Raw genomic sequence first — 14,121 nt, forward strand, 5'->3', positions numbered from 1 at the left:
GGCATGGGACGCTACGTCGTCCGGCGGCTGCTCCAGATGATCCCGGTGTTCGTCGGGGCCACGCTGCTGATCTTCCTGATGGTCAACGTCATGGGCGACCCCATCGCCGGACTGTGCGGCGAACGCGCCTGCGACCCGGCGACCGCCGCCCAGCTGAAGAAGGAGTTCGGACTCGACAGGCCGGTGTGGCAGCAATACCTCACCTACATGGGGAACGTCTTCACCGGCGACTTCGGCACGGCGTTCAACGGGCAGCCGGTCACCGAGCTGATGTCCACCGCGTTCCCCGTCACCATCAGGCTCACGATCGTGGCCGTCCTCTTCGAGATCGTCATCGGCATCACCCTGGGCGTGCTCACCGGGATGCGGCGCGGCCGGCCCGTCGACACCGGCGTGCTGCTCGCCACCCTGGTCGTCATCTCCGTACCCACCTTCGTCACCGGTCTGCTGCTCCAGCTGCTGCTCGGCGTCGAATGGGGCTGGATCAGACCCTCCGTCTCCCCGGACGCCGGCTTCGGCGAGCTGATCGTGCCGGGGCTCGTCCTCGCCTCCGTCTCGCTCGCCTACGTGACCCGGCTGACCCGGACCTCCATCGCCGAGAACAGACGCAGCGACTACGTCCGCACGGCCGTCGCCAAGGGCCTGCCCCGGCGCCGGGTCGTCACCCGCCATCTGCTGCGCAACTCCCTCATCCCCGTCGTCACCTTCATCGGCACCGACATCGGCGCGCTGATGGGCGGCGCGATCGTCACCGAGCGGATCTTCAACATCCACGGCGTCGGCTACCAGCTCTACCAGGGGATCCTGCGGCAGAACACGCAGACCGTCGTCGGCTTCGTGACCGTCCTGGTCCTCGTCTTCCTGGTGGCCAACCTCCTCGTCGACCTCCTGTACGCCGTACTCGACCCGAGGATCCGCTATGCCTGAGCAGCCGTTCGAGCCCGGCCGGGCGATCGCGGGGACGGGGGCCGGCGGGGCGATGGACCTCGCGACGACCGAGGCCGAGACGCTGGAGCGGTCACCGGGCGGCCCGCTCGGCACCGGCCCGGCCGACCGGCCCCGCTCACTCTGGTCCGACGCGTGGCGGGACCTGCGCCGCAACCCGGTCTTCGTCGTCTCCGCCCTCGTCATCCTCTTCCTGGTCGTCATCTCCCTGTGGCCGTCCCTGATCGCCTCCGGCAGCCCTCTCCAGTGCGACCTCGCCAAGGCCCAGGAGGGCTCCCAGCCGGGCGCGCCCTTCGGCTACGACGGACAGGGCTGCAACGTCTACACCCGGACCGTCTACGGGGCGCGTACGTCCGTCACGGTGGGCGTCTGCGCCACGCTCGGGGTCGCCCTGCTCGGGTCGGTCCTCGGCGGCCTCGCCGGGTTCTTCGGCGGCTTCTGGGACTCGATCCTGTCCCGGATCACCGACGTCTTCTTCGCGATCCCGGTCGTCCTCGGCGGTCTCGTCCTGCTCTCGGTGGTCACCAGCAACACGGTCTGGCCGGTCATCGGCTTCATGGTGCTGCTCGGCTGGCCGCAGATCTCCCGGATCGCCCGCGGCTCGGTGATCACCGCCAAGCAGAACGACTACGTGCAGGCCGCCCGCGCCCTCGGCGCCTCCCACTCCCGGATCCTGCTGCGGCACATCGCGCCCAACGCCGTCGCCCCCGTGATCGTGGTGGCGACCATCGCCCTCGGCACCTTCATCGCGCTGGAGGCGACCCTGTCGTACCTGGGTGTCGGTCTGAAGCCGCCCAGCGTCTCCTGGGGCATCGACATCTCGGCGGCCTCCCCGTACATCCGCAACGCCCCGCACGCGCTGCTGTGGCCCTCCGGGGCCCTCGCGCTGACCGTCCTGGCCTTCATCATGCTCGGCGACGCGGTGCGCGACGCCCTCGACCCGAAGCTGAGGTGAGCGCCGCCGTGCTGCTCGAAGTACGCGACCTGCACGTGGAGTTCGTCACGAGGGACGGGGTGGCGAAGGCGGTCAACGGGGTCTCGTACGCCGTCGGCGAGGGCGAGACGCTGGCCGTACTGGGCGAGTCCGGGTCCGGCAAGTCGGTGACCGCGCAGGCCGTGATGGGGATCCTCGACACCCCGCCGGGGCGGATCGGCGCGGGCGAGATCCTCTTCCAGGGACGCGACCTGCTGAAGCTGAAGGAGGAGGAACGGCGGCGGATCCGGGGCGCCAGGATGGCGATGATCTTCCAGGACGCGCTGTCGGCACTCAACCCGGTGCTGTCGGTGGGCGACCAGCTCGGCGAGATGTTCGTGGTGCACCGTGGCATGTCGAAGAAGGACGCGCGGGCCAGGGCGGTCGAGCTGATGGACCGGGTGCGGATCCCGGGCGCGGCCCAGCGGGTGCGGGACTATCCGCACCAGTTCTCCGGCGGGATGCGCCAGCGCATCATGATCGCCATGGCGCTGGCCCTGGAACCGGCGCTCGTCATCGCCGACGAACCGACGACCGCCCTGGACGTGACCGTGCAGGCCCAGGTCATGGACCTGCTCGCGGAGTTGCAGCGCGAGTTCCACATGGGACTGATCCTGATCACCCACGACCTGGGCGTGGTCGCTGACGTCGCCGACCGGATCGCCGTCATGTACGCCGGGCGGATCGTCGAGTCCGCGCCCGTGCACGACATCTACAAGGCGCCCGCCCACCCGTACACCCGCGGGCTGCTCGACTCCATCCCGCGCCTGGACCAGAAGGGTCAGGAGCTCTACGCCATCAAGGGCCTGCCGCCCAACCTCATGAACATCCCTCCCGGCTGCGCCTTCAACCCGCGCTGCCCCATGGCACAGGACGTCTGCCGCACCGACGAACCGCCGCTGTACGAGGTGGACCGGCACCGGGGGAGCGCCTGTCACTTCTGGAGGGACTGCGTCAATGGTTGAGGCGATCATCGAAGTGGATGGACTGGTCAAGCACTATCCATTGACCCAGGGCGTTCTCTTCAAGAAACAGGTCGGTGCCGTCAAGGCTGTTGACGGTGTTGACTTCGTGCTCAACAAAGGAGAGACCCTCGGGATCGTCGGGGAGTCCGGCTGCGGCAAGTCGACCGTCGCCAGGATGCTCGTCCATCTCGAGCGGCCCACGGCCGGGTTGATCAAGTACAAGGGCGAGGACATCACCGGGCTGAGCGGGCGGGCCCTGAAGGCGGTCCGCCGCAACATCCAGATGGTCTTCCAGGACCCGTACACCTCGCTCAACCCCAGGATGACCGTCGGCGACATCATCGGGGAGCCCTACGAGATCCACCCCGAGGCGGCACCCAGGGGCGACCGGCGCAGACGGGTCCAGGACCTGCTGGACGTCGTCGGACTCAACCCCGAGTACGTCAACCGCTATCCGCACCAGTTCTCCGGCGGCCAGCGGCAGCGCATCGGCATCGCGCGGGGGCTGGCGCTGCGCCCCGAGGTGATCGTCGCCGACGAGCCCGTCTCCGCGCTGGACGTCTCGGTCCAGGCCCAGGTGATCAACCTGCTCGCCCGGCTCCAGAAGGACTTCGACCTGTCGTACGTCTTCATCGCCCACGACCTGTCGATCGTGCGGCACATCTCGGACCGGGTCGGGGTGATGTACCTCGGGCGGATCGTGGAGACCGGCAGGGACGAGGAGATCTACGACCACCCCACCCACCCCTACACGCAGGCACTGCTCTCCGCGGTGCCGGTGCCCGACCCCGAGGCCCGGGAGCACCGCGAGCGGATCATCCTGAGCGGGGACGTGCCGTCGCCGACGAACGTGCCGTCCGGGTGCCGGTTCCGCACGCGCTGCTGGAAGGCGCGGGAGCGGTGCGCCCTGGAGGTGCCGCTGCTCGCGGTACCGGCCGTGTTCCGGCACGTGCCGGGGCCGGCGGCGCACGACTCGGCCTGTCACTTCGCGGAGGAGACGCGGGTCGTGCCGCCGGAGGAGCCGGCCGGGGAAGCGCCGGACGATCTTGACGAAGGGGGTGCATAGCGGGGCGTATGCGGGTCAATCGCGTTAACACGCAGGCAACTTCGCCGACCCGGTCCCGATATACGGACGCGGCACGCTGAACAGCGTACGGCCGTGCGGGTGCCGTGAACGGGCCGGGACGCGCCATGTCGTCCCGGCCCGTGCCCGTACCCCTACCCGAGCCCCAGCGACCGCTTCAGGAAGTCCAGCTGGAGCAGCAGCAGGTTCTCCGCCACCTGTTCCTGCGGGGTCATGTGCGTCACGCCCGACAGGGGCAGCACCTCGTGCGGGCGGCCCGCCGCCAGCAGCGCCGAGGACAGCCGCAGCGAGTGGGCCACCACCACGTTGTCGTCGGCGAGGCCGTGGATGACCATCATCGGGCGGTGCGGTCCGGCCGCCTCGGTCAGGCCCGCGTCGTCGATCACCGAGTTGCGGCGGTACACCTCCGGCTGCTCGCCGGGGTCGCCGAGGTAGCGCTCCTGGTAGTGGGTGTCGTACAGGCGCAGGTCGGTCACCGGGGCGCCGACCACCGCCGCGTGGAAGACGTCCGGGCGGCGCAGGGCCGCGAGCGCGGCGAGGTAGCCGCCGAACGACCAGCCGCGGATCGCGACCCTGGTGAGGTCGAGGGGGAAGTCGGCGGCGAGTGCCTGGACCGCGTCGACCTGGTCCTGGAGGACGACCGCCGCGACGTCGTCCTTGATGGACTTCTCCCAGGCGGGGGAGCGGCCCGGGGTGCCCCGGCCGTCGGCGACGACCACCGCGAAGCCCTGGTCGGCGAACCACTGCGAGGTCAGGTGGGCGTTGTGCGCGGCGACCACCCGCTGGCCGTGCGGACCCCCGTAGGGGTCGAGCAGAACCGGAAGGGGAGTGTCCCCGTGGTAGTCCCGTGGCATAAGCACGGCGCACGGAATTCGCCGTGCGCCCCCCTGGGTGAGCGTCACGCGCGGGGACAAACCGGGATCTTCGGCGTACGACGTGACAGTCGCCGCGGGCTTCCCGTCGCGCAGTACCTGGACGCGGCTGCCCGGCCGGTCCAGGGTGGCGGACACCAGCACGGTCACGCCCCCGGCGCGAACCGCCGTATGCACGCCGGGCTCCTGCGACACGCGCTCCACCCCGAGTTCGCTGACCCGGTAGACGTGCACCTCGCCGATCTCCGGGGACTCGGCCTCCTCGCCGGCGGACGCCGTGACCAGCACGTCGTCGCTGGTCACGTCGAGTACCGCGCGGATGTGCAACTGGGCGCCGGTGAGCGGGCGTTCACCCACGGCGAGGACCCGGGCGCCGCCCTCGTCGGCGATCCGCACGAGTCGCCCGGAGGGACTCCAGCAGGGCACTCCGGCGAAAAGTTCAAGCCAAGTTGGATCTTCGTCGGCGTGCACCATCCGGGTCGTTCCCGACTGCGGGTCCACGGCGAGGAACAGCTGGCTGCGCTGGTCGCGCGCCTGTACGAGCAGCAGCGGGGCACCCGCGTCTGACCAGTGCACATGCGCCAAGTACGGGTAGCGCGCCCGGTCCCAGGAGACCTCCGTGCGCCCCCCGTCGAGGTCGTGCACGAACAGGCGTACGTCCGCGTTCGGTGTGCCCGCCGCGGGGTACGCGACGTGGTTCGGGTCACGCTCGGGGTGGGCGGGGTCGGCGATCCACCAGCGCTGTACCGGCGTGTCGTCCACCCGCGCCACGAGCAGCCGGTCGGACCCGGGCGACCACCAGAAGCCGCGCGAACGGCCCATCTCCTCGGCCGCGACGAACTCGGCCAATCCATAGGTGACCTGTTCCGACTCCGGCTCCGCCAGCGCCCGGTCGCCCTCGCCCTCGGCGCCCACCACCCGCACGGCGCCCTGCGCGACGTACGCGACATGGCGGCCGTCGGGGGACGGACGCGGATCGATCACCGGCCCCGGGACGGTGAGTTCGCGTGCCGTGCCGGCCCTGAGCTCCGCCGTGAAAAGCCGCCCTGACAAGGCGAAAGACGCCAACTCCAGTGCCGCGTCCGTGGCGTAGCCGACGATGCCGGCCCCGCCCTCGCGGCTGCGTTCGCGACGGGCCCGCTCCTGTGGCGAGAGATGCTCCTCGGCGCCGCCGAGCAGCGTGCGGGGGTCCGCCGCGAGGCGCTCCTCGCCGCTCGGCACATCGAGAACCCACAGGGAGTTGGCGCGGTCCGTGCCGGAACCGGAGCGCAGAAACGCCACGCGGGAGCCGTCGGGGGCCACGGTGAACGCGCGCGGCGCGCCGAGCGTGAAACGCTGGGTGCGGGCGTGCCGGCGGGGGAATGAGACAGCCTCGGTCGTCATGCCCCGACCATATTGGCCATGCGCCCCCTTGTGCGGCCGTGCGCCGAGCGATGCGCGAGCACGCATAGTTATGATCACTACCGCTGGGTGGGTATGAACCTGCTGGCTTCCGCAAGGAATTGCTGTACCGATCTACAACCCCCATAGTCCGAACCCCCCGCGTCCCTGGGATCTTTGGAGGTGAGCCGCCGTGGCACTCTCGATTTCGGCGGTGGTGCTGCTGGCGATCATCGTCTTCTTGCTGATCAAGAAGTCGGGTCTGAAGGGCGGTCATGCCGTGGTGTGCATGCTGCTCGGTTTCTATCTCGCCTCCTCGACCGTCGCGCCGACGATCAGCGATCTGACGACCAACGTCGCCAGCATGATCGGAAGCATCAAGTTCTGATCCGGTACGGACGCGGGCCGGGGCTGCGCGGCACTGTCGGTGTCGTTTCGTAGGGTGGGGACATGACGGAAGTCCCTGCCCGACGCCTGCTCCTCGTGCACGCGCACCCGGACGACGAGTCGATCAACAACGGCGCCACCATGGCCCGCTACGCGGACCAGGGTGTCCGTGTGACGCTGGTCACCTGCACTCTCGGCGAGGGCGGCGAGGTCATCCCGCCCGAGCTGAGGCATCTGACCGGCCCGGCGCTGGGCGAGCACCGGCTGGGCGAGCTCACCGCCGCCATGCGGGAACTCGGCGTCGACGACTTCCGGCTGCTCGGCGGCGCCGGCCGCTACCACGACTCCGGAATGATGGGCCTGCCCGACAACGACGTGCCCGGCTGCTTCTGGCAGGCCGACGTCGACGAGGCCGCCGCCCATCTCGTCGAGGTCATCCTCGAGACCCGCCCCCAGGTCGTCGTCACCTACGACGACAACGGCGGCTACGGCCACCCGGACCACATCCAGGCCCACCGCGTCGCCATGAGAGCCGTCGAACTCGCCGCCGAGGCCGGCCACCGCGTCCCCAAGGTCTACTGGAACCGCGTCCCGCGCACCGTCGCCGAGGAGGCCTTCGCCCGTCTCCGCGAGGACCTGCCGACGCTGCCCTTCGACAAGCCCGCGGCCGTCGACGACGTGCCGGGCGTGGTCGACGACCGGCGGGTCACCACCGCGATCGACGGCACCGCGTATGCCACCGCGAAGACCGCGGCGATGGCCGCCCACGCCACCCAGATCGAGGTGGCGCCCGGCGCGGCACCCTGCTTCGCCCTCTCCAACGAGCTGGCGCAGCCCGTGTTCACCACGGAGTACTACGAGTTGGTGGCCGGCGTGCCGGGCGCCACACCCGAGACCGACCTGTTCGCCGGCCTCGGCGCGGCCACGGAGGTGACCTCATGAGCTCCGCGGGACGCGGCTCGATGCTCGCGCAACCGTTGCGGCCGCCCTCCGCGGGGCGGGCCGCGGCCCTGTTCGGCCTGGTGGTGCTCGGTGCCGTGGTCGGCCTCGCCGGGACCCTCGTCCAGGCCGGCTGGTTCCCCGGTGGGCTGCTGCTCGCGCTGGCCGGCGCCGCCGGGCTCTTCCTCGGCGGGTCGCGGGCGACCGGCAGCCGTTCCGGGGCCGTGGCGCCCGCCTTCGGCTGGGTCGTCGCCGTCATCTTCCTCACCGCCTCCCGCCCCGAGGGGGATTTCCTGTTCGGCGCGGGAGGCGGCTCGTACCTCTTCCTGCTCGGCGGCATGGCGCTGGCTGTGATCTGCGCCACAATAGGTTTGGGGCGGCAACCCGCGGCGGCCGGCGCCCGACTTGGCAAGTGACGTACCACTTCGCCGTGCGGCGCGCGTGCGAGTCCGGTGTGGGTTTCCCCAGCGGTCATGGGATAAGCGTCAGAAGTGGCCAGTATGGTGGTGCGCGCCGCCGAGCCGCCCGAGCAAGGTCGAAACGGGCGGTGGAGCCAACCGGGAGAACCTGCCTTGAGTCGTGAAACTGACACTCCGTCCTCCGGGCCCAACGGGCGCGGCGGATCCGCATACCCCTCGGGCACGCCGCCGTACGGGACCCCCATGGCTTCCGACGACGCCGCGGGCGCGGGCCGTTCGGCCGCGCAGCCGGAGGAACGCAAGACCGAGACCACGCTGACGACCCGGATCCGGATCAACATCCCCGGATCCCGGCCGATTCCGCCGGTGGTCGTCCGCACACCCGTCCCGGACACCGAGGCCGCTCCGAGCGAGGAGACGGGCACCCACGCGCTGCCGACCGGCCCCGCCGCGCCCACCGGCGCCGTCGAGCCGCCCGCCGCGGAAGCGGCCCCGGCCCCGGCCGCCGCCCCCGCTCCCGGGGAGAAGGCCAGCGACTGGTTCGCGCCGCGCAAGTCCGGCCCGGCCAAGGGCCCCCAGCGCGGCCCCGCCGCCAACGGGTCGACACCACCGGGCGGTTCGCCCGCCGTGACCCAGAACACGCCGGCCGCACCCGGCACCCCGGGCCCCCAGGGCACCCCGGGCGGCCCGCGGGCGAACGGCGGCCGTCCCGGCGGGGTCGTCGGCTCGATGGGGGCGCCCGGCGGCTCCCGGCCCGGCTCCACCAACGGTTCGGGGCTGCCCACGGGCGCCACCGGCGGCCCGGTGGCTCCCGGGCACGGCGGCGGCACCGGCTCCTTCGACGTGACCGAGGCGCTCGCCGCGGGCCCGCTCGGCGGCCCCCGGGGCGGCGCCAAGGACAGCGGCGAACCGCGCCGCGACGAACTGCCGTACTTCGCCGAGGGCGGCAGCCCGAACGGCGCCCCGAACGGCCCCGGCCTGCCCGGCGGCGGCCCGGCCGGCCCCGGTGGTCCCAACGGCTTCAACGGCCCCGGCAGGCCCGGCGGCCCCGGCGGCCCGCAGGGCCCGGCGGGCCCCACCGGCGGACCGGTCACCGGCGACGGCCCGTTCGTCCCGCCGGTCACCGGCGGCGAGCCTTTCGGCGCTCCCGGCGGTCCCGGCGCTCCCGGCGCTCCCGCCGGTCTCGGCGGTCCCGCGGCCCCCGGCGGTCCCGCGGGCCCCGGCCGCGGTCCGGGCCGGCCCAACGGCCGTGCCCCGCAGGCCGGACCCGGCGCGCGCACCGCCCCCGGCGGTCCCCACCTCGCCGTCCCCGGCGGCGGACTGAGCGACGACACCGCCATCCTCACCCCGCAGAAACCCGCCCCGGAACCGGGCATGCCCGGCCACGGCGCCCCGGCGGACAACGTCTCCGGACACACCGTCACCAGCGGCATGCCGGTCGTGACGCCGGGCGCCAACTCCCCCTTCGCGCCGGGTGGCCCCGGCGCCGTGCCGCAGTCGCACACGCCGCCCAAGCTGCCCGAGCCGGTCTCGCCGCCCCCGGCCGAGTCCAAGGGCAAGGGCAAGGGCAAGAAGAAGCGCAGCAAGCTGCCGCTGCTCGGCGGTGTCGTGGTGGTCGCGGGTGTCGGTGTCTACGGCGCCGGGCTCCTCATGAACCACTCCGACGTCCCCAAGGGCACCACCGTGCTCGGCGTCGACATCGGCGGCGGCACCCGCGACGACGCGGTCAAGAAGCTCGACGACGCCTTCGGCGACCGTGTGAACAAGCCGCTGAAGCTGTCGGTCGACGGCAAGACGGTCTCGCTGCCGCCGGACCAGGCGGGCCTCCAGTTCGACATGCAGAAGACGGTCGACGCGGCCGCCAAGAGCGACTACAACCCGATCTCCGTGATCGGCTCCCTGTTCGGCCAGAAGCGGGTCGTCGACCCCGACATGCCGGTCGACGAGGAGAAGCTCCAGGCCGCCCTCAAGGACCTCGGCGGCAGCGCCGGTTCCGTCACCGAGGGCACGATCGAGTTCAAGTCCGGCAAGGCCGTCGCGGTCTACGGCAAGCCGGGCAAGGGCATCGACGCGGCCGCGTCCGCCCAGGCGGTCACGCAGGCGTACCGGACGATGGTGGAGACCGACACCTCCGCCACGGTGTCCGTACCGACGACCACCCAGCAGCCGACGGTCTCCAAGACCGAGGTCGACCGCGAGATGAAGGCGTTCGCGGAGCCGGCGATGTCCAACCTGGTCGTCGTCCAGACGGACGCCACGCACAGCATCAAGTTCGGCCCCGTCTCCCTGCCGAAGATCCTCGGATTCAAGGCCGTCGACGGCAAGCTGGTGGAGACGTACAACCTGGACGCCCTCAAGGCGGCGTACGGCAGCACCTTCAACGGCGTGCTGATCACCCGGGGAACCGGCCAGAAGACGGCGGTCACTCCCCAGGACGTCGCCTCCGCGCTCCGCAAGGCCCTGGTCGGCAAGACGACGGCCGAGCGTGTCGGCGTGATCGAGACGAACCCGAGCTGACGACGGCTCAGAGAGGGGGTGCCCGGTGCGTACCGGGCGCCCCCTCTGTCTGTCGGTCAGGTCCTGCTCATGACATCTGTCATGCGGCTCTCCGGACGGTCGGCACTGCCCCCGGCCGGGCTCGCCCGGCCAGCATGGACGCATGACAACGACAGCGGCGACGACGGCCACCGGAACCCCGGTCGTCGGGTTCGACCAAGTGAGCAAGACCTACGGGGACGTGCGGGCCGTCGACGGGCTCTCGCTGCGGCTGTACCCGGGGGAGACCGTGGCCCTGCTCGGGCCCAACGGCGCGGGCAAGTCGACCACGCTCGACCTGCTGCTCGGCCTCAAGCAGGCCGACGCCGGCACGGTCGGCGTCTTCGGCACGAGCCCGCGCGAGGCCATCGTCGCCGGACGCGTCGGCGCGATGCTCCAGAGCGGCGGCCTGATGGACGAGGTCACCGTGCGGGAGCTGGTGAAGCTGGCCTGCGACCTGCATCCGAAGCCCTACAAGGTGGCCGACGTACTGGCCCGCGCGGGCATCTCCCCGATCGCCGACCGCAAGGTCAACAAGCTCTCCGGCGGCCAGGCCCAGCGCGTCCGCTTCGCCCTCGCCACCGCCGGCGACAGCGACCTGATCGTCCTGGACGAGCCGACCACCGGCATGGACGTCTCCGCCCGCCAGGCCTTCTGGGCCACCATGCGGGAACAGGCCGACCAGGGGCGTACGGTCCTGTTCGCCACCCACTACCTGGAAGAGGCCGACGCCATCGCCGACCGGGTGCTGGTGCTGCACCGCGGCCGGCTGCTCGCCGACGGCACCGCCGCCGAGATCAAGGCCAGGGCGGGAGCCCGGCGGATCGCCTTCGACCTGGAGGGCGAGATCGACGAGGCACCGCTGCGCGAGCTGCCCTTCCTGACCGCCGTCGACGTCAGCGGCCAGACGGTCCGCATGCAGTCCTCCGACGCCGACGCCACCGTGCACGCGCTGTACGCCCTCGGCGTCTATCCCCGCAACCTCGAAGTCGCCGGACTCGGTCTGGAGCAGGCTTTCGTCGCCATCACGGAGGCCGAGGAGGCCAAGCAGTCATGAACGCGCTGATCAAGCTGGAACTCGCCCGCGCCCTGCGCAACCGCAAGTTCCTGTTCTTCTCGGTGATCTACCCCTCGATCATCTTCCTGCTGGTCGCCAGCCAGGGCGACACCAGCCAGACCATCGACGACTCCGGCCTGTCGCTCGCCGCGTACGTCATGGTCTCCATGGCCTCCTTCGGCGCCCTGACCGCCGTCCTGATGGGCAACAGCGAGCGCATCGCCAAGGAGCGCGAGAGCGGCTGGGTACGGCAGCTGCGGCTGACCACCCTGCCCGGACGCGGCTACGTGCTCGCCAAGACCGCCAGCGCCGCCGTGGTGAGCCTGCCCTCCATCGTGGTCGTCTTCCTGGTCGCCGCCTCGGTCAAGCACGTACGCCTGGACGCCTGGCAGTGGCTGGCGCTGACCGGCGCGATCTGGGCCGGCAGCCTGGTCTTCGCCGCGCTCGGCGTCGCCATCGGGTATCTGGCGAGTGGTGACGCGGTCCGCCCGATCACGATGATCACCTACTTCGGGCTGTCGATCCTCGGCGGCCTGTGGTGGCCCTCCTCCTCCTTCCCGAGCTGGCTCCAGGACATCGCGAAGTGGCTGCCCACACACGCGTACGCTGCCCTGGGACGGGCCATCGAACAGAGCCAGGCCCCGAAAGCCCAGGACATCGCCATCCTCGTCGTCTTCTTCGCCCTCTTCGTCGGCGGCGCGGCCTGGCTGTACCGGAAGGACACGCTGAAGGCGTGAGCGCGATGACGGACGACCTGCGGCCCGACGAGGAAGCCCGCGCGGACCGGCTGGTGCGGATCGGCCGGCCGCCCCGCAACCGGGGCGAGGCGATGCGCAAACTGGTGTGGGTCCTGCCCTGGCTGGTCTTCCTGGCCTCCCCGGTCGGAGACCTGACCGCCGGCCACCACACCACCGGCGCCACGGTGGCCGGCTGGACCGGTCTGGCGGCCTTCGTCGGGATCTACCTGGCCATCGTCTTCCGCCAGATGGGCCGGCCGTTCCGCGGCGGGATCGTCAGCGTCGCGGTCGCCGTGCAGTGGGTGCTGGCGGTCGTCCTCGCCTTCAGCCTCGGCAGCTCCTGGCTCGGCCTGTTCGTGTACGTCTCCGTGATGTGCGGGGTCACCTTCCCGCTGCGCGTCGCCTACTGGACGATCCCGGCCACGACCGCCGCCATGATGCTGGCGGGCTGGCACGCCCACGACCTGGACGAGGCCTGGGGCCTGTTCCTGGTGGTGCTCCTGGTCGGCTACTCGATGACCGGCATCCGGCAACTCGTCGCCACCACCGTCGAGTTGCGCAAGGCCCGGGCCACCGTCGCCCAACTGGCGGCCAACGAGGAGCGGTTGCGGCTCGCCCGTGACCTGCACGACCTGCTGGGGCACTCGCTCTCGCTGATCACGCTGAAGAGCGAACTGGCGGGCCGGATGCTCCCGGACCACCCCGACAAGGCGGCCCAGCAGGTCTCCGACATCGAACAGGTCAGCAGGCAGGCCCTGGTGGACGTCCGGGAGGCGGTCACCGGGTACCGGCGGGCCCGGCTCGCCGCCGAACTCGCGGGCGCCCAGGTCGCCCTGACCGCCGCCGCGGTCACCGCGGAGATACCGGCCGACCCCGACCTCACCGGAGTGCCCGAGGACGGCGAGGCCGCCCTCGCGTGGGCACTGCGCGAGGCGGTCACCAATGTCGTCCGGCACAGCGGCGCGACCGCCTGCACGGTGGAGCTGCTGCGCCGGCAGACCCTGGACGGCCCGGTCCTCGAACTCGCCGTGGAGGACAACGGATCGGGCGGTTCGGGCAAGGGCCCCGGCAACGGTCTCACCGGCCTCACCGAGCGGCTGGAGAAGGCGGGCGGCACACTGGAGGCGGCCCGTGGCAAGCGCGGCTTCCGGCTGGTCGCCCGGATCCCGCTGCCCCCCGGCATGGCCGTAGGATCCGGGGCATGAGCAGCACGATCAAGGTCCTCCTCGCCGAGGACCAGTCGATGGTCCGCGAGGCACTGGCCGCCCTGCTGGGTCTGGAGGACGACATCGAGGTCGTGGCCCAGGTCGCGCGCGGGGACGAGGTGCTGGCCGCGGCGCGGGCGAACGACGTCGACGTGGCCCTGCTCGACATCGAGATGCCGGGCTGCACGGGCATCGAGGCGGCGGCACAGCTCCACAAGGCGCTCCCGGCCGTCAGACTGGTCGTCCTCACCACCTTCGGCCGCCCCGGCTACCTGCGCAGCGCGATGGAGGCGGGCGCCGACGCGTTCCTGGTCAAGGACGCCCCCGCCGCCCAACTCGCCGAGGCCGTCCGCAAGGTGCTGGCCGGCGAGCGCGTCATCGACCCCACCCTCGCGGCGGCGGCCCTGGCGGAGGGCGCCAACCCGCTGACCGACCGCGAACGAGAGGTCCTGCGAGCCGCGGCCGACGGCTCCACGAACGCGGAACTGGCGACGGCCCTGCACCTCTCCCAGGGGACGGTGCGCAACTACCTCTCGACGGCGATCCAGAAACTCGCGGTACGCAACAGAGCGGAAGCGGTACGCATCGCCCGGGAGAAGGGCTGGCTGTAACAGCCCCCCGGA

General features: G+C 71.8%; 13 protein-coding genes. 12 read left to right on the forward strand and 1 reads right to left on the reverse strand.

Going from position 1 to position 14,121, the window contains the following annotated elements; translation table 11 throughout:
* Window positions 1–3 precede the first annotated feature (3 nt).
* From AAW13_RS38600 to AAW13_RS38615, 4 genes are read left to right on the forward strand one after another with little or no spacing between them, the layout of a single operon-like run.
* Complete coding sequence (locus tag AAW13_RS38600) at window positions 4–927, forward strand: ABC transporter permease (protein ID WP_046733851.1); 924 nt, start codon at window positions 4–6, stop codon at window positions 925–927.
* Complete coding sequence (locus AAW13_RS38605) at window positions 920–1,900, forward strand: ABC transporter permease (RefSeq protein ID WP_046733850.1); 981 nt, start codon at window positions 920–922, stop codon at window positions 1,898–1,900. Before AAW13_RS38600 ends, AAW13_RS38605 begins: the two co-directional genes overlap by 8 nt.
* Before the next feature lie 8 nt (window positions 1,901–1,908).
* Window positions 1,909–2,883, forward strand: coding sequence for an ABC transporter ATP-binding protein (locus tag AAW13_RS38610; protein WP_046733872.1), 975 nt, complete (start codon window positions 1,909–1,911; stop codon window positions 2,881–2,883).
* Window positions 2,876–3,949, forward strand: coding sequence for an ABC transporter ATP-binding protein (locus tag AAW13_RS38615; protein WP_046733849.1), 1,074 nt, complete (start codon window positions 2,876–2,878; stop codon window positions 3,947–3,949). Before AAW13_RS38610 ends, AAW13_RS38615 begins: the two co-directional genes overlap by 8 nt.
* A 152-nt stretch (window positions 3,950–4,101) precedes the next feature.
* Here AAW13_RS38615 and AAW13_RS38620 read toward each other — a convergent pair whose 3' ends face one another.
* Complete coding sequence (locus AAW13_RS38620; RefSeq protein WP_046733848.1) at window positions 4,102–6,222, reverse strand: S9 family peptidase; 2,121 nt, start codon at window positions 6,220–6,222, stop codon at window positions 4,102–4,104.
* Window positions 6,223–6,412: 190 nt separating this feature from the next.
* On the opposite strand from AAW13_RS38620, the gene AAW13_RS38625 reads away from it, so the two are divergent.
* The 8 genes from AAW13_RS38625 to AAW13_RS38660 all read left to right on the forward strand — a co-directional run bounded on the left by AAW13_RS38625 (window position 6,413) and on the right by AAW13_RS38660 (window position 14,109).
* Complete coding sequence (locus AAW13_RS38625) at window positions 6,413–6,607, forward strand: hypothetical protein (RefSeq protein ID WP_046733847.1); 195 nt, start codon at window positions 6,413–6,415, stop codon at window positions 6,605–6,607.
* Between the two features lie 62 nt (window positions 6,608–6,669).
* Window positions 6,670–7,548 carry an N-acetyl-1-D-myo-inositol-2-amino-2-deoxy-alpha-D-glucopyranoside deacetylase gene (gene mshB, locus AAW13_RS38630; protein WP_046733846.1) on the forward strand — a complete coding sequence of 293 codons (879 nt, stop codon included), beginning with the start codon at window positions 6,670–6,672 and terminating at the stop codon, window positions 7,546–7,548.
* On the forward strand, window positions 7,545–7,961 hold the full coding sequence (locus AAW13_RS38635; RefSeq protein ID WP_046733845.1) for a DUF6113 family protein: 417 nt from the start codon (window positions 7,545–7,547) through the stop codon (window positions 7,959–7,961). Before mshB ends, AAW13_RS38635 begins: the two co-directional genes overlap by 4 nt.
* A 156-nt stretch (window positions 7,962–8,117) precedes the next feature.
* Complete coding sequence (locus tag AAW13_RS38640; protein ID WP_071659823.1) at window positions 8,118–10,481, forward strand: peptidoglycan binding domain-containing protein; 2,364 nt, start codon at window positions 8,118–8,120, stop codon at window positions 10,479–10,481.
* Window positions 10,482–10,623: 142 nt separating this feature from the next.
* Entirely contained in the window at window positions 10,624–11,556 is a 933-nt protein-coding gene (locus tag AAW13_RS38645; RefSeq protein ID WP_046730528.1) for an ABC transporter ATP-binding protein, read from the forward strand.
* The gene (locus tag AAW13_RS38650; protein ID WP_046730527.1) at window positions 11,553–12,293 is read left to right on the forward strand and encodes an ABC transporter permease; all 741 of its coding nucleotides are present in this window, start codon (window positions 11,553–11,555) and stop codon (window positions 12,291–12,293) included. The genes AAW13_RS38645 and AAW13_RS38650 overlap by 4 nt, the downstream gene beginning before the upstream one ends.
* Before the next feature lie 5 nt (window positions 12,294–12,298).
* Entirely contained in the window at window positions 12,299–13,498 is a 1,200-nt protein-coding gene (locus AAW13_RS38655; RefSeq protein ID WP_046730535.1) for a sensor histidine kinase, read from the forward strand.
* Window positions 13,495–14,109 (forward strand): response regulator transcription factor, encoded by a 615-nt coding sequence (locus AAW13_RS38660; RefSeq protein ID WP_046730526.1) that lies wholly within the window; start codon window positions 13,495–13,497, stop codon window positions 14,107–14,109. Before AAW13_RS38655 ends, AAW13_RS38660 begins: the two co-directional genes overlap by 4 nt.
* The last annotated feature ends 12 nt before the right edge of the window (window positions 14,110–14,121 follow it).

The sequence above is a fragment of the Streptomyces humi genome (assembly GCF_001005085.2).
Lineage (GTDB): Bacteria > Actinomycetota > Actinomycetes > Streptomycetales > Streptomycetaceae > Streptomyces > Streptomyces humi.